Origin of the sequence: Blastococcus sp. HT6-30, from assembly GCF_039729015.1 — a bacterium.
Taxonomy (GTDB): Bacteria; Actinomycetota; Actinomycetes; order Mycobacteriales; family Geodermatophilaceae; genus Blastococcus.
The window spans coordinates 2969747-2984949 of the sequence record NZ_CP155792.1; the positions used below are offsets into that span (position 1 = coordinate 2969747).

General features: G+C 75.1%; 15 protein-coding genes. 4 read left to right on the plus strand and 11 right to left on the minus strand.

The genetic code is table 11. The features are described 5' to 3' along the window. Positions 1–108: 108 nt before the first annotated feature. The 9 genes from ahcY to ABC795_RS14365 form a co-directional block, all read right to left on the minus strand. Complete coding sequence (ahcY, locus tag ABC795_RS14325) at positions 109–1593, minus strand: adenosylhomocysteinase (RefSeq protein ID WP_347057860.1); 1485 nt, start codon at positions 1591–1593, stop codon at positions 109–111. A gap of 139 nt (positions 1594–1732) precedes the next feature. Beyond that, positions 1733–2632 carry a DUF1524 domain-containing protein gene (locus ABC795_RS14330; RefSeq protein ID WP_347057861.1) on the minus strand — a complete coding sequence of 300 codons (900 nt, stop codon included), beginning with the start codon at positions 2630–2632 and terminating at the stop codon, positions 1733–1735. Positions 2633–2721: 89 nt separating this feature from the next. Beyond that, positions 2722–3897, minus strand: coding sequence for a mannose-6-phosphate isomerase, class I (manA, locus tag ABC795_RS14335; protein WP_347057862.1), 1176 nt, complete (start codon positions 3895–3897; stop codon positions 2722–2724). 81 nt (positions 3898–3978) lie between these two features. Continuing rightward, positions 3979–5742 carry a glycerol-3-phosphate dehydrogenase/oxidase gene (locus ABC795_RS14340; RefSeq protein WP_347057863.1) on the minus strand — a complete coding sequence of 588 codons (1764 nt, stop codon included), beginning with the start codon at positions 5740–5742 and terminating at the stop codon, positions 3979–3981. A gap of 80 nt (positions 5743–5822) precedes the next feature. After that, the gene (locus tag ABC795_RS14345) at positions 5823–6767 is read right to left on the minus strand and encodes a DUF808 domain-containing protein (RefSeq protein WP_347057864.1); all 945 of its coding nucleotides are present in this window, start codon (positions 6765–6767) and stop codon (positions 5823–5825) included. Positions 6768–6842: 75 nt separating this feature from the next. Next, on the minus strand, positions 6843–7988 hold the full coding sequence (locus ABC795_RS14350; protein WP_347057865.1) for an SIS domain-containing protein: 1146 nt from the start codon (positions 7986–7988) through the stop codon (positions 6843–6845). Next, positions 7985–8161, minus strand: a complete 177-nt coding sequence (locus ABC795_RS14355) for a Trm112 family protein (protein WP_347060728.1) — start codon at positions 8159–8161, stop codon at positions 7985–7987. The genes ABC795_RS14350 and ABC795_RS14355 overlap by 4 nt, the downstream gene beginning before the upstream one ends. A gap of 29 nt (positions 8162–8190) precedes the next feature. Next, positions 8191–9570, minus strand: coding sequence for a phosphomannomutase/phosphoglucomutase (locus tag ABC795_RS14360; protein ID WP_347057866.1), 1380 nt, complete (start codon positions 9568–9570; stop codon positions 8191–8193). Between the two features lie 90 nt (positions 9571–9660). Further along, positions 9661–10011 (minus strand): DUF3499 domain-containing protein, encoded by a 351-nt coding sequence (locus ABC795_RS14365; protein ID WP_347057867.1) that lies wholly within the window; start codon positions 10009–10011, stop codon positions 9661–9663. 220 nt (positions 10012–10231) lie between these two features. On the opposite strand from ABC795_RS14365, the gene ABC795_RS14370 reads away from it, so the two are divergent. Next, positions 10232–10699 carry a metallopeptidase family protein gene (locus tag ABC795_RS14370; RefSeq protein ID WP_347057868.1) on the plus strand — a complete coding sequence of 156 codons (468 nt, stop codon included), beginning with the start codon at positions 10232–10234 and terminating at the stop codon, positions 10697–10699. Positions 10700–10744: 45 nt separating this feature from the next. Continuing rightward, on the plus strand, positions 10745–11641 hold the full coding sequence (locus ABC795_RS14375) for a hypothetical protein (protein ID WP_347057869.1): 897 nt from the start codon (positions 10745–10747) through the stop codon (positions 11639–11641). Positions 11642–11648: 7 nt separating this feature from the next. Here ABC795_RS14375 and ABC795_RS14380 read toward each other — a convergent pair whose 3' ends face one another. Then, positions 11649–12458 carry a hypothetical protein gene (locus tag ABC795_RS14380; protein WP_347057870.1) on the minus strand — a complete coding sequence of 270 codons (810 nt, stop codon included), beginning with the start codon at positions 12456–12458 and terminating at the stop codon, positions 11649–11651. A gap of 117 nt (positions 12459–12575) precedes the next feature. Then, on the minus strand, positions 12576–12806 hold the full coding sequence (locus tag ABC795_RS14385) for a WhiB family transcriptional regulator (RefSeq protein WP_170852167.1): 231 nt from the start codon (positions 12804–12806) through the stop codon (positions 12576–12578). Positions 12807–13169: 363 nt separating this feature from the next. Here ABC795_RS14385 and cofD point away from each other — a divergent pair, with 363 nt between their 5' ends. Together cofD and ABC795_RS14395 are read left to right on the plus strand one after the other, a co-directional pair. Continuing rightward, positions 13170–14126, plus strand: a complete 957-nt coding sequence (gene cofD, locus ABC795_RS14390; RefSeq protein WP_347057871.1) for a 2-phospho-L-lactate transferase — start codon at positions 13170–13172, stop codon at positions 14124–14126. After that, on the plus strand, positions 14119–15201 hold the full coding sequence (locus ABC795_RS14395; RefSeq protein WP_347057872.1) for a coenzyme F420-0:L-glutamate ligase: 1083 nt from the start codon (positions 14119–14121) through the stop codon (positions 15199–15201). Before cofD ends, ABC795_RS14395 begins: the two co-directional genes overlap by 8 nt. The last annotated feature ends 2 nt before the right edge of the window (positions 15202–15203 follow it).

The following is a 15203-nucleotide window of genomic DNA, read 5'->3' on the forward strand; positions in this document are numbered from 1 at the left end:
GGAGAGGCTGGCCAGGAGCCCCAGGTGGCCGCGTTGCGCCACCGGCAGCCGGCCCCGTCCAGAGGCTCGCCCCGAGCGTGCGAGGGGCGAGGAGGACGGGGGCCTTCCTCAGTAGCGGTAGTGGTCGCTCTTGTAGGGACCCTCGACCGGGACGCCGATGTAGTCGGCCTGCGCCTTGGTCAGCTCGGTGAGCTTCACGCCCAGCGCGCCGAGGTGCAGCCGCGCCACGTGCTCGTCGAGCTTCTTCGGCAGCACCGTGACGCCGGGGGTCTGCCCCTCGTAGGCGGCGCGGTTGTTCCACAGCTCGATCTGGGCGAGGACCTGGTTGGAGAACGAGGCGCTCATGACGAAGCTGGGGTGCCCGGTGGCGTTGCCGAGGTTCAGCAGCCGGCCCTCGGAGAGCACGATGATCGTGTGGCCGTCGGCGAACCGCCACTCGTCGACCTGCGGCTTGATCGTCGTCCGGGTGATGCCGGGCGTGCGGGCCAGGCCGGCCATGTCGATCTCGTTGTCGAAGTGCCCGATGTTGCCGATGATCGCCTGGTGCTTGGTCGAGGCGAGCTGCTCGGCCGAGATGATGTCCTTGTTGCCGGTGGCGGTGATGATGATGTCGGCCTTGCCGATGACCTCGTCCAGCGTGGTCACCTCGTAGCCGTGCATCGCCGCCTGGAGGGCGTTGATCGGGTCGATCTCGGTGATGATCACGCGGGCGCCCTGGCCGCGGAGGGACTCCGCGCAGCCCTTGCCGACGTCGCCGTAGCCGCAGACGACGGCGACCTTGCCACCGATCATGACGTCGGTGGCGCGGTTGATGCCGTCGATCAGCGAGTGCCGGCAGCCGTAGAGGTTGTCGAACTTGCTCTTGGTCACCGAGTCGTTGACGTTGATCGCCGGGAAGAGCAGCCGGCCCTCGCGGGCGAGCTCGTACAGCCGCATGACGCCCGTGGTCGTCTCCTCGGTGACGCCGGTGATGCCCTCGCCGATGCGGGTCCAGTACCCGCCGTCCTGGGCGAGCGTGCCGCGCAGCACGTCGAGGATCACGCCGTACTCCTCGGAGTCGGCCTCGGTGGTGTCGGGGACGACGCCGTCGGCCTCGAACCGGGTGCCCAGGTGGATCAGCAGGGTGGCGTCACCGCCGTCGTCGAGCAGCATGTTCGGGCCGACGACCGCGCCGGAGGAGTCACGGAACTCGAACAGCCGCTGGGTGCACCACCAGTACTCCTCCAGCGTCTCGCCCTTCCAGGCGAAGACGGGGACGCCGGCGGGCTGCTCGGGGGTGCCGTCGCCGACGACGATCGCCGCGGCGGCGTGGTCCTGGGTGGAGAAGATGTTGCAGCTCACCCAGCGGACGTCGGCGCCCAGCGCCGTCAGCGTCTCGATGAGGACGGCGGTCTGCACCGTCATGTGCAGCGAGCCGGCGATGCGGGCGCCGGCCAGCGGCTGCTCGTCGCCGTACTCGGCGCGCAGCGCCATGAGGCCGGGCATCTCGTGCTCGGCGAGCTGGATCTCCTTGCGGCCGAAGCCGTGCAGGGAGAGGTCGGCGACCTTGAAGTCGGTGTCGGTCAGCGTGCGGGTGCCAGTGCTGGCGGTCATGTCGCTCCAGTGTCCGCGCCCGGCCGTGAACAGCCGGGCGCTACGGGGTCGTCGAGGAGAGCGAGCATGCCGAGGCTTCGGCGGGGCTCGTGCCACCGTCCAGGATAGGGCGAGGCTGCCACGCATCCCACCCGTCGGCTCAGCGTTCGCAGCCCACCCCGTCGCCGTCGCCGTCGAACGACGGCCGCCAGCCCGGATCGCCGGCCCGGATCGGGGCGGCTCCCCCGGCGCGGACGGCGGCGCAGTCGGCGTAGAAGACCCCGCCCGCAGCAGCCGGCCCGGGTCCCGGGGCGGCCGCGGCCGCCCGAGGCAGCGGCTCGTCGGGGCAGGTGGCCAGCACGGTGGCCATGGCGTTCCGCTCCGCCTGGGTCACCCAGAGCCCGTAGCCGGCCTTCACCGCCACCTGCCGGGCGACGTACGCGCAGCGGTACGAGGTCGCCGGCGGCAGCCAGGTGGCGGCGTCGCCGTCGCCCTTCTGCATGTTCAGCGGACCGTCGACGGCCAGGAGGTTCAGTGGGTCGTTGGCGAAGGCGGTCCTCGTCGCGGCGTCCCACTGCTGGGCGCCCTTCTGCCAGGCGTCGGACAGCGCGACGACGTGGTCGATCTGCACGTCGTCGCTGGTCTCCTGGCCGCGCTGGAAGGCGATCGTCCGGCCGGAGTACGGATCGGCGAGCGTGCCGCTGAGAACCACGCAGTCCTGCGTGCCCGGCACGAACGTCTCGCCGGTGAGGTCACGGGCCAGGACGTCGTTGCGGGTGTCGCATCCGTTGCGGTCGGTGTCCACCCAGCCGGCGCCGAAGCGGTCGCGGTCGTAGCCGGTCCGGGGCGCACGCCCCTTCACCGCCAGCCCGTCCAGCGCGGCCGGCGCCGGGCCGGTCAGCGCCGCGGTGCCGTCGGTGCCGGACCCCCCGGTGGCCGCGGTCCCGTCGCCGCTCCCGGGGAGGTCGACGGTGTCGCATCCGCCGCTCAGCGCCGCCGCGAGGCCGACGGCCAGGACGACGGCGAGCCGGCGCGGCCGGGATCCGGGTCGGACCTGCACGGAACTCCCCTCCCAGCCGGATCTGCGGACGCCCCGACGCTAGGCCGGTGGGTCGCCGGCCCTGCGGTGCAACGCCGGGGGGCGGGAGGTCAGCCGACGTTCGTCGTCGCCCGGTAGAGGACGGCGGGGCCGCGGGCGGTGACCGGCGCCCCGGCCGGGACGAACGCGGAGCGGCCCTTCTCCAGGGTCAGCTCGCCGTCGACCGAGGCGAGGACGGCCACTCCCTCGGTGCAGAAGATCAGCTGCGGGCCACGGGTGGTCAGCGCGCCCGCCTGCTCGTCGAGCTGGCAGCGGGTGAGGTCGAAGTCCGTGACCGGCACGGGGTAGCGCAGGCCGCCGGGGCCCAGCACCGGGTGGAGCACCGGCACCCGGCCGTCGCTGAAGTCCAGCACCTCGATCAGCGCCGCCAGGTCGACGTGCTTGGCCGTCAGGCCCCCGCGGAGCACGTTGTCCGAGCTGGCCATCACCTCCACCCCCGCGCCCGACAGGTAGGCGTGCAGGTTCCCCGCGGGGAGGAACACCGCCTCCCCCGGCGACAGCTTCAGGTGGTTGCACATCAACGAGATGACCACGCCCGGGTCGCCCGGGTAGGAGTCGGCGAGGGTGGCCGCCCAGCGGTAGGTGTTGATGAACTCCGGGTCGTGCGCGGCGACGAAGGTGGCCGCCTTGGTCGCCACCGCCTCCACCAGCTGCGTGCGCCGCTTGCCCGACAGCGCAAGCAGCTGCGGGATCGCGGCCCGCAGTCCACCGCGTGCCAGGGCGGCGATCGTGGGCTTGAGCTCGGGCACCTGCAGCTTGGCCAGGCAGTGCAGCGACTCCTCCACCGGCCGGAACCCGCAGAGGGCCTCGAACGTGGTCAGCGCGAGCAGCAGCTCCGGCTTGTGGAACGGGTCCTTGAACGTGCGCGTCGGGTCGTCGTGCGGGATGCCGGCGGCCTCCTCGGCGGCGTAGCCGGCCCGGGCCTGCTCCATCGTGGGGTGCGCCTGCAGCGACAGCGGGGTGTCCGCCGCGAGCACCTTCATCAGGAACGGCAGCCGGGGGCCGAAGCGCTCGAGCACCGCAGCGCCGAGCAGCGCCTCGGGATCCTCGGTGATCGCCTTGTCCAGCGGACGGCCGTCGGCGAGCGTGCTGGGCTCGTCCGGGTGCGCCCCGACCCACAGCTCCGCGTGCGGCCGGTCGGCGGGCACGGGTTCGCCCAGGAGTTCGGGGATGACGGTCCGACTACCCCAGGGGTAGTACCGCACGCCGTTGCTGAGCTGCCACATCGTAGGGGCAGGTTACGTCGTCCACCCGGGGCCGGGTACGCGCCGTCACCCCGCGGGGGGAGGGTGCGTATGCCGGCGCGCTCAGACCGCGGCGCGCACGTCCGGCGCCCCGACGCGGGCCGCGTCCGCGGTCCGGTCGTCGGGCATGCGCTGCGACTCGCGCTCGGCGTCGACCCGGGCCGCGTAGTGGGTGACCTCCCGGGCGGTGCGCTCCTCGTCCCAGCCGAGGACGCCGGCCATCAGGGCCGCCGCCTCCGGAGCCGACTCGACCCCGCGGTGCGGCGTCTCGATGGAGATCCGCGTGCGCCGGGTGAGCACGTCGTCGAGGTGCAGCGCCCCCTCGGCCGCCACCGCGTGCACCACCTCCGCGGCGAGGTGGCCGGGGGAACCGGCCAGCGGACGGCCCAGCGCCGGATCGCTCCGCACCAGGTCGAGCACCGCCGTCACCTGGTCGCCGTGGCGCTGCAGCAGCCGCGCGACGGCGTCCTCCGGGACCCCGTGCGCGGCGCCCAGCTCGCCCGCGCGGTCCCGCACGCCGGCCCAGCCGCGCGCGCCGACCAGCGGCAGCTCGGCAGTGCGCGAGCGCGGCGCACCCGGCAGCCGCTCGACGGCGGCGTCGACGGCGTCGGCGGCCATCACCCGGTACGTCGTGTACTTCCCGCCGGCCACGAGCACCAGGCCGGGTACCGGGGTGACGACGGCGTGCTCGCGGGAGAGCCGGCTGGTGTCGTCGGACTCGCCCGCCAGCAGGGGCCGCAGGCCGGCGTACACCCCGACGACGTCGTCGGCCGCGAGCGGACGGGTCAGCACCCGGTTGACCTGGTCGAGCAGGTAGTCGATGTCGGCGCTGCTCGCGGCCGGGTGGTCGCGGTCGAGCCGCCAGGGCGTGTCGGTGGTGCCGACGATCCAGTCGTCGTGCCACGGGATCACGAACAGCACGCTGGTGGGCGTGCGCAGGATCAGCCCGTGGGGCCCGATCTCGCCGCCGTCGATCGCCGCGCGGGGCACCACCAGGTGCACCCCCTTGGAGGCCCGGACCTTCAGGCTCGGCGCCGATGCGCCGAGCATCTCGCCCACGTCGTCGCTCCACACCCCGGTCGCGGCGATGACGCTGCGGGCGCGGACGGTGAACGAGGTGCCGTCGGTCAGGTCGGCCACCCGGACGCCGACGACCGGCGCGTCCGCAGCGTCACCGTCGCGCAGCAGGCCGACGACCCGGGCGCTGGAGAGCACGTGGGCGCCGTAGCCCGCCGCCGTCCGGACGACGGCGAGGGTGTGCCGGGCGTCGTCGACCTGGGCGTCCCAGTAGCGGATCGCTCCCCGGACGACGTCACCGCGCAGCGCCGGGAACGCCTCCAGCGTGGCCCGCCGGGACAGGTGACGGTGTCGCGGCATCGCCCGCCCGCCCGTCTCCCGGTGGCGCGCGAAGGCGGCACCGAGCACGTCGTAGAGCGCGACACCCGCCCCGTAGTAGACCCGCTGCCAGGCCGGCGCGGTCAGCGGCAGGAGGAAGGGCAGCGGCCGCACCAGGTGCGGCGCGATCGTGGAGACCAGCCGGGCCCGCTCCTTGAGCGCCTCGCGCACCAGCGGGAAGGCCAGCTGCTCCAGGTACCGCAGCCCGCCGTGGATGAGCTTGCTCGACCGGCTGGAGGTGCCGGCCGCCCAGTCCCGGGCCTCCAGCAGCCCCACCGACAGGCCGCGGCTGGCGGCGTCCAGCGCGGCCCCGGCGCCGGTCACCCCGCCGCCGATGACCAGCACGTCGACGACGCCGTCGGCCAGCCGGGCGCGGTCGGCCCGCCGCCGCTCCGGTGACAGCACGGTGCGATCGGTCCTCCCCGGCTCCATGCCCCCACTGTCCCCCACCGACGCGGCCCCGTCCCGAGGCTCGCGCCGAACGGGCGAGGCATGAGGACCGGGTCCTCCAATCAGTGCGCCGCGGCTCCCGCCTTCTTCCGGTGCACCGTCAGGTTCATCACCAGCACGACCAGCGCCCCGACCAGGAGGCCGAGCAGCGCGCTGGCCAGCGTGTTGACCAGCCAGCCCACGACCCCGCCGAGGGCGCCGGAGGCCTCGTGCGCGGCCTCCTCCAGGTGGTGCACCACGCCGTACAGGCCGTGCCAGCCCAGCTCGTCGGTGCCCACCAGGATGATGTGCCCGCCGACCCACAGCATCGCCGCGGTGCCGATGACGGTGAGGGCGGACAGCAGCTTCGGCATGCCCTTCACCAGGCCGCGACCGAACGCGGCCACGCCCTTCCCGGCGCGCTGGGACAGGCTCAGCCCGACGTCGTCCATCTTCACGATGACGCCGACGACGCCGTACACCAGCACGGTGATCCCGAGCGCGACCACCGCCAGGATGACCGCCCGGGACACGAAGCTCTCGCTGGCGACCTCGTTGAGGCTGATGACCATGATCTCGGCGGACAGGATGAAGTCGGTGCGCACCGCCCCGGTGACGAGGGTCTTCTCGTCCGGGAGCGCCTCCTCCACCGATGCGTGGGGCTCGGCGTGGCCACTGATCCGGTGCCAGATCTTCTCGGCGCCCTCGTAGCAGAGGTAGGCGCCACCGAGCATCAGGATCGGGGTGAGGAGGAACGGCAGGAACTGGCTGAGCAGCAGGATCGCCGGGAGGATGATCAGCAGCTTGTTCCGGAGCGACCCCAGGGCGATCTTCCGGATGATCGGCAGCTCGCGGTCGGCGTTCAGCCCGTGCACGTACTGCGGCGTGACGGCGGTGTCGTCGACGACGACGCCGGCGGCCTTGATGCTGGCCCGCCCGGCAGCGGCGCCGATGTCGTCGATCGAGGCGGCGGCCGCACGCGCCAGCACGGCCACGTCGTCGAGCAGGGCTACGAGTCCACCCGCCAAGGGAAGTCCTTCCGGTCGGTCAGCACCGGCGTGCTGTCGCAATGATGGTGGACCGTCCTCGCCCGGCGCGCGCCCTCACGGACGGGACGCCCGCTCGGAGTCCAGCGCCAGCGCCAGGTAGACGGCGCTGAAGTCGGCGAGGGCGAACTGCCGCGCCAGCCGCGGCAGGCGCGCGTAGCGCTCCGGGTCGCCGTGCTCGGCCAGTCCGCTGACCGGCACGTTGTGGGCGGCGGCGGTCCGCAGCACCTGCTGCATCGCCTCCTCCGCCGAGCGCGGCTCCCGCTCCCCCGCGCCGTCGTGCGCACCGGCGTCGCTGTCCCGGATGGTGAGCAGCCGCAGCCGGCGCCCGGCGTCGTCGGCGCGGTCGCGGAAGAAGTCGTCGGCGCCGTCCTGCGGCGCCAGTGGCCCGCCGAGGACGGCGCACGCCGCGACCCGCTGGTCGGGCAGCCGGAAGCCGGTGACCGGCAGCCCCGCCAGGGTGGCCAACTGGTCGGCCACGCGGGTCGCCGCCGCACCGGCCAGCGGACCCTCCGCGGCGATCACGGGCAGGGCGTCGAGCAGCTCGAGCGCGAGCGTCTTCGCCGGGTTGACGAACGACTCGCGGGCCGGCCCGCACTCCGCGGCCACCTCGTCGAGCGCGGCCGCCACCGCATCGGTGTCGGCCACGCCCTCGGCCACCAGCCCGAGGTCGGTGGCCAGCCGCAGCATCGGGGTGAGCAGCGACCAGAGCGCGGTGTGCCGCACACGGGTGCGGGGCAGTGCGACGTAGGGCGCCCGGGCGGTGGAGCAGGCGGCGCGCAGCGGTGCGTCGTCGGCGCCGATGCCCACCAGGGAGACCCCCCGGCGGGCGGCCTCGTAGGCCGGGGCGACCGCGTACGCGCCCGCACCGGTGCGCGTGACGACGACCGCGATGTCGCTCGGGCCGGTCCAGACGGGCAGCGCGGGGCCCGGGACGACGTCGACGGTGACCGGGCTGGAGGGCCCCAGCAGGGCGCTCAGCACCGACGCGGCGACGGCGCCCTCCCGCCGGGCCACGATCACCAGCCCGCGGGGCCGGCCACCCTCGGTGACCCGGCCGAGGCCGGCCTCGTCGGTCAGCCGCGCGGTCTCCCGCACCTGCGCACCGGCGCCGGCCACCGCCGGCAGCAGCCCGCGCGGGTCCCGCGCGCGCAGCAGCTCGAGGTCGTCGAGGACCTCCTCGGCGAACTCGGGCGAGGTCATGACGAGCGGCGCCGTGCCTCGTCCAGGAGCAGCACGGGGATGCCGTCGCGGACGGGGAAGGCCCGGTCGCAGGTACCGCAGACCAGCTCGCCGGCCGCCTCGTCGACGGTCAGCGGCGTGTGGTGGGTGTCGGGGCAGGCGAGGATCGACAGGAGATCCGGGTCCAGGCCCAGCGGGCCGCCGGGAAGGCTCTGCGGTGCGGTCACTTCTGCTCCTGTTCGGCGCGCACGGTGCGGAGCACCTGGTCGCGCAGCTCGGTCATGCGCGCCACGTCCGGCGCCTCGACGTTGAGCCGCAGCAGCGGCTCGGTGTTGCTGGCCCGCAGGTTGAACCACGCGCCGTCGGGCAGCTCGACGGTCAGCCCGTCGAGCTCGTCGACGGTGACGCCCTCCTGCTCCTCGAAGATCCCGCGCACCGCGGCCGTCCGCTCCGCGGCGTCGGCCACGGTGGAGTTGATCTCGCCGGAGGCGGCGTAGCGCGAGTAGGCGGCGGTCAGCTCCGACAGCGACCGCCCCTGCTCGCCCAAGGCGGCGAGGACGTGCATGGCCGCGAGCATGCCCGTGTCGGCCCGCCAGAAATCGCGGAAGTAGTAGTGCGCCGAGTGCTCGCCGCCGAACACGGCATCGGTACGCGCCATCTCGGCCTTGATGAACGAGTGCCCGACGCGGGTGCGCACCGGCTGCCCGCCGTGCTCGCGGACGATCTCCGGAACGGCGCGGGAGGTGATCAGGTTGTGGATGATCGTCGTCCCGCGGCCCTTGGCGAGCTCGCGGACCGCCACCAGGGCGGTGATCGCCGAGGGGCTGACCGGCTCGCCGCGCTCGTCGACCACGAAGACCCGGTCGGCGTCCCCGTCGAACGCCAGGCCGATGTCGGCGCCGTGCTCGACGACGGCCCGCTGCAGGTCGACCAGGTTGGCCGGGTCCAGCGGGTTGGCCTCGTGGTTGGGGAACGAGCCGTCGAGCTCGAAGTACATGGGCACGACGTCCAGCGGCAGGCCGGCCAGGACCACGGGCACCGTATGCCCGCCCATGCCGTTGCCCGCGTCGACGACGACCTTCAGCGACCGGATCGTGCTGAGGTCGACCAGCGAGCGCAGGTGGGCGGCGTACTCGGCCAGCACGTCCCGGGCGCTCACCGTGCCGACGCGGTCGGGCACCCGCTCGTAGGCGTCCCGCTCGGCCCACTCGCGGATGGTGCCCAGCCCCGAGTCCTGACCGATGGGGGCGGCCCCCGCCCGGCACATCTTGATGCCGTTGTACTGCGCGGGGTTGTGGCTTGCCGTGAACATCGCGCCGGGCATGCCGAGCGAACCGGCGGCGAAGTACAGCAGGTCGGTCGATCCGAGGCCGGCCTCCACGACGTCGACGCCCCGGGCGATGGCGCCCTCGGCGAAGGCGCGGGCGAGCGGGACGGACGACTCGCGCATGTCGTGCGCGGTGACCACGGCGGTCGCGCCGCTGTCGGCGAGCACGAACTCGGCGAACGCCGCGCCGATCGCCCGGGCGACGTCCTCGTCCCACTGGTCGGGGACGACCCCGCGGACGTCGTAGGCCTTGATCAGCGAGGAGAGGTCACGCACGAGGCGACACTACTGGGCGCCGGAGTGCGCGTCGGCCCCGCTGCAGGGACCCGCCGCGAGCGTGCGAGCGGCGGGGGCAGCGGGGTCCTTTCAGGGCAGGTCGGGGAGGACGCGCAGGTGCCCGCGGCGGATGCCCCTGCCGTCGTCGGCCGGGTCGCGCACCGACTCCGGCCGGGCGGCCTCGCGGACGGCGTCGGCCAGTGCGAGCAGGTCGTCCCCGGTCGGGCCGACGTCGTCGATGTCGATCTCGTGCCGGACGACCTCCCAGCCGCGCGGGACGGTCAGCCGTTCCGCGTGGAACTCGCACAGGTCGTAGCTGTGCGGCTCGGAGAACGTCGCCAACGGGCCCACGACAGCGGTCGACTCCGCGTAGACGTAGGTCAGGGTCGCCGCTGCCGGTTGCGCGCAGCCGCTGCGCGAGCAGCGCCGTGACTGCCTCACCACCGGTTCCTCACGCAAGGCACAGTAAACCCGCCCGGCGGTGCGCGACAGCAGGCACACCGGCAACCCGCCTGTGACGCACCATCCTGCACGATGACCCCGTGGGCATCGTCACCGGTGGGACGCGGGTTCGGGGCGGGCGCGGCGCGACCCGGGAGAGAGCCCGGCGAGCCGTTCGGGCGCCCGGCGAGTCGCTCGCCGCCGTACTCTTCGACCCGTCATGAGCCGCCCTCCCCGCCGCCGCGCCCGTTCCCGCCGCGACCGTCACGGCCGCGGCCTGCGGGGTCGCCTGGTGCCCGCGCAGGTACCCCTCGCGCGCAGCCGCGCCGAGCAGTTCGACGACCTGGTCCTCGACGCGGTCGAGGACCTCGAACGCCGCTGGGAGCGCGAGTTGGCCGGTGTGGAGTTCGCCGTCGAGGACGTGCCCTGGGTCGAGCACACCGATCCCGACGAGGCGGTGCTCGACTCGGACGTGCTCGACGACGCCGGCGTCCCGCTGGCCCGCCTGCTGCCCGCCCACCGGGAGCAGGGGCAGGACGTCCCCCCGCGGATCGTCGTCTACCGGCGACCGCTGGAGCTGCGCGCGCACGACCGGGACGACCTCGCCGACCTCGTGCGCGACGTGGTGGTCGACCAGGTGGCCACCCTCCTCGGCCGCGACCCCGAGGAGATCGACCCCACCGGCTGACCGCGCACGGCCGGGGTTGCGAACCCGGCTGAGATGCTGGGCCGGATGGACGCCTCCGCCGCCGCCGCCTGGCTGGTCGTCGGCGTGGTCCTCGGCGTCCTGGCCGTGGGCGCCGTGGTCGCCGGTGTGGCGGCCGCCCGCCGCCGGAGCGGCACGGCCGGCGACCGGCCGGCCGGCGCGCCCGACGGGCGGGTCGACGACCTGGCCGACTTCCTCGCGCACCCGCCGGGCATGCGACCGGAGGCGCCCGCCTCCGCCGGCTGGGCGACGCTGGCCCCCACCCCACCGGTGGGCCCCCCGCCGCGCGACGAGGAACGCCGCCGCGCCCACCTCCCGCTGGCCGTGCTCTGCGTCGCCGCCCTGGCGCTGGTGGGCACCGCGGCCGCCGTCGCTGCCGGCAGCCGGTCCGGCGACGAGCCCACCCCGGCGCAGCCGCGGAGCCCGGAGCCGGTCCCCACGGGCGGCGGCGCGACCGACGACCGTCTCGTCGCGGATGTGGCGGTCGCCGGGCTGGTGCTCGAGCCCCGCGCGGTCGGCATCACCGCGGCCTATCCGGAGCTGCAGCTCACCAGCGACGACGGCACGGCGCGGCTGGAGCTCCGGCTGCCCACCTACAACTGCCTCGCCGCCGAGCCCCCGCCCGATCCGGTCGCGGCCGGCTGCGTCGCCACCCCGGTCGAGCACGCCACGCTCGGCCCGGAGCAGCTGCTCATCGAGCGCGACGGCGACCGGCTGACCGTCCGCGGGCACGCGGCCACCGCCACCCATCCGGGCGGCTCGCCGCCGGAGCCGACCGGACGGGTCTACGACGTCGAGCTCACCGTCTCACCCGTCAGCGGTCGCGCGCCGGACGGCACCCGCCCGGCCACCGGGGAGCTCCGGCTCGGCACCGGCACCGCACCCGTCCTGACCGACCGCAGCCGGATCCGCCCGGCCGGCTGACGAGGTCTCAGCGCGGCCAGCGCCGCGCCGGCACGGACAGGGTGACCACGGGCGCACCCATGCCGGTGGACAGGCCGCCGTCCCCGAACCCCCACCACGGCCAGCGGTCCGCCCCGTCCACCAGGGTGAGCAGCCCGGCTCGAAATCGCCCGCCGTCGGTGACGGTGGCGACCTCGAGCCGGCCGACGGCCACGTGCAGCCGGGCCGTGGCGCGCAGGAAGGCCCGCGCCCGGGGGTCGGGCTCGGCGGACAGCACCCCGGGTAGCGCGCGCTCCAGGTGCTCCGGCGCGCTGCCGCGCTCGACGGGGCCGAGTTCGTCCAGCGCGTCGACCAGGAGGGTGGTGCGCGCATTGGCGAGCAGCGCCGTCGGCAGACCGGCGGCCAGGGCACGCGCCGTGGGATCGCCGAGGGGCAGGCCGGTCAGGTGCAGGGTCCAGGGGCCGCGCAGCGAGCCCAGGAGCTCGAGCACACCGCTCGCCAGCAGCCCGGCGGCCGCCTCGTCCCGGGCCAGCAGCCGGGCTCCGGGGCGGCCGGGCGGCAGCGGTGGGCGGTCCTGCCCGAGCAGGGAGACCACGGTGAACGGCCCCCGGCGGCGGAGCGAGAGGAAGGCGGCGGCCCGCGGCGGGCCGCCGGGCAGACCGTCCACCACGACGGCCGCGGGGCGGGCGAGGGTGCGGCGCGCGGCGCCGTCGTTCAGCACAGCGGTGAGCCAGAGCGCGCGGGCGGTCAGCGGGGCCCTGAGCGCCACCGCCAGGGGTTCGGCGGCCCGCACCTCGGGGACCACGCGGGCGCGACCGACGGCGACGCGGGCGACCATGCCCACGACGGAACCACAGCCGCCGACGGGAGTGGCCAGCGGCTGCGGGAAGTTCCGGGCGACCCCGTCCGGATGCTGGCCCGAGCGTGCGAGGGGTGAGGAGGCCGGGGTCCTTCCTCAGACGGCTCGACGGCGCAGCCGACGGCGCTCGCGCTCGGACAGACCGCCCCAGATGCCGAAACGCTCGTCGTTGGCCAGCGCGTACTCGAGACACTCGGCCTTGACCTCGCAGCCGGTGCAGATCTTCTTCGCCTCGCGGGTCGAGCCACCCTTCTCGGGGAAGAACGCCTCGGGGTCGGTCTCGGCGCAGAGCGCGCGCTCCTGCCACGACTGCGTGTCGGGCTCCAGCCCGAACCCGAGGAAGCCGACGAACGGCTGCCCCGTGCCCTGACCCGCGCCGTGGCCGGCGGGAGCCCCCAGACGGTCGGCCGACCGCTCGGACCCGTTCATGTAATCGCTCAACCACGACACCTCAGCCATGACGGTGCGTCCCCTCTCGCTCTCGTCCCGGTGCGCGGCCGGCAGGAGGTTCCCGCGCCGTCTTGCACTCGTCGACACCGCGCGAATTACACGCGTGTCGTTGCCCGGCCGTCAACTTCGCGCGGTGTAAGCGACACGCCCCACCAGCCCCATCCGTCCCTGGTGTTCGTCAGCTCTCGTGGCACCCCTCGACACGCCCGGCCAACAGTCGACAAGTGCTCATCGGGCACCATGCGTTTCGTGCAGATCGTCGTGCTGGCAGGTGGGACCGGAGGGGCTCGATTCCTGCGCGGTGTCCGCGCCGCGGCTCCCGAGGCGGAGATCACCGCCGTGGTCAACACCGGCGACGACGTCACCATGCACGGGCTCCGCGTCTGCCCGGACCTGGACACGGTCGTCTACACCCTCGGCGGTGGCATCGACGAGGAGCGCGGCTGGGGGCGGGCCGGGGAGTCCTGGACGGTCAAGGAGGAGCTGGCCGCCTACGGCGCCGACCCGGCCTGGTTCGGCCTCGGCGACCGCGACGTCGCCACCCACCTCATCCGCACCCGCATGCTCGACGCGGGCTACCCGCTCTCCCAGGTCACCGCGGCGCTGGCCGATCGCTGGCAGCCGGGCGTGACCGTGCTCCCGATGAGCGACCATCGGGTGGAGACGCACGTCGTCGTGACCGACCCCGACGACGGCCGCCCCCGCGCGATCCACTTCCAGGAGTGGTGGGTGCGCCACCGGGCCGCCCTCGAGGTGTCGGCGTTCGTCCAGGTCGGCGTGGACGCCGCACGCCCGGCCCCGGGGGTCGCCGAGGCGTTCGCCGCCGCCGACGCCGTGCTGCTGGCGCCGTCGAACCCGGTCGTGTCCATCGGGACGATCCTCGGCGTACCGGGCCTCCGCGAGGCGCTGCTCGCCTCCCCCGCCCGGATCGTGGGCGTCTCCCCGATCGTCGGCGGCGCGGTGGTGCGCGGCATGGCCGATCGGTGCCTGCCCGTTCTCGGCATCGAGGTCAGCGCCGAGGGCGTCGGCCGGCACTACGGGGCCCGCGCCCACGGCGGGCTGCTCGACGCCTGGCTGGTGGCCGAGGACGACCCGGCCGGCGTTCCCGGCGTGGACGTGCGGCGGGTGCCGCTGCTGATGTCCTCCCCCGAGGCCACCACCGCCATGGCCCGCGCCGCGCTCGACGCCTGTGCGTAGGGACGAGCCGCGGGGCCTGTCGGTCCTTCCCGTCGCGGGGCTGCCGGAGTTCGGCCCCGGCGACGACCTGGCCCGGGCCGTGGCGGGGGCGGCGCCGTGGCTGGCCGACGGCGACGTCGTCGTCGTCACCTCCAAGGTCGTCTCCAAGGTCGAGGGCCGCTTGGTGCGGATCGAACCCGGCACCGACCGCGAGGCCGCCCGCCAGCGGGCGATCGACGGCGAGACGGTGCGCACGGTGGCCCGGCGGGGCCCGCTGAAGATCGTCCAGACGCCGCAGGGCTGGGTGGTCGCCGCCGCCGGCATCGATGCCTCCAACGTCGCCTCCGACACCCTCGTCCTCCTCCCCGCGGACGGCGACGCCTCCGCCCGCCGGCTGCGCGACCGGCTCCGGGAGCTGGCCGCCGTGGACGTCGCCGTGGTCGTCAGCGACACCTTCGGGCGCACCTGGCGGGAGGGCCTCACCGACGTCGCGGTCGGCTCGGCCGGGATCACCGCCCTCGACGACCACCGCGGGGCGGTCGACGCGCACGGCAACCGCCTGGAGACCACCCGGGTCGCGGTGGTCGACGAGCTGGCGTCGGCGGCCGACCTGGTCAAGGGCAAGCTGGCCGGCGTTCCGGTGGCGGTCGTGCGCGGCCTGCCGCTGCAGCGCCCCGCCGAGGGCGCCGACGAGGGCACCCGGCCGCTCGTCCGCCTGCCCGCCGACGACCTCTTCCCCTACGGCACCCGCGACGTGGTCGGCTCCCGGGTGCCGGCGGCCGACCTGGTGCCCCGGACCGGCGAGCGCGAGGCGGCGGCCGCCGCGTTCCGGGTAGCCAGCACCGCGCTGCCGGAGTTCCAGGTGGTGCTGCGGCACGGGGGCGAGGGGGACGGCGCCGTCGACGTCCACCTGCCCGACGCGGTGACGACGACGAGCGCCCTCAACGCCGGTGCGGTGGTCGGCGCAGCGATCGTGCAGCTGCACGCCGAGGGCTGGGCCACCCGCTGGGAGCCGGTCGCGACCGCCGGCGGTACCTCACTCGTCGGCAGGCTGTGGCTCGGCAGCCCGGCCTCCGGAGGCGGTCGGCCTCGGTAGGG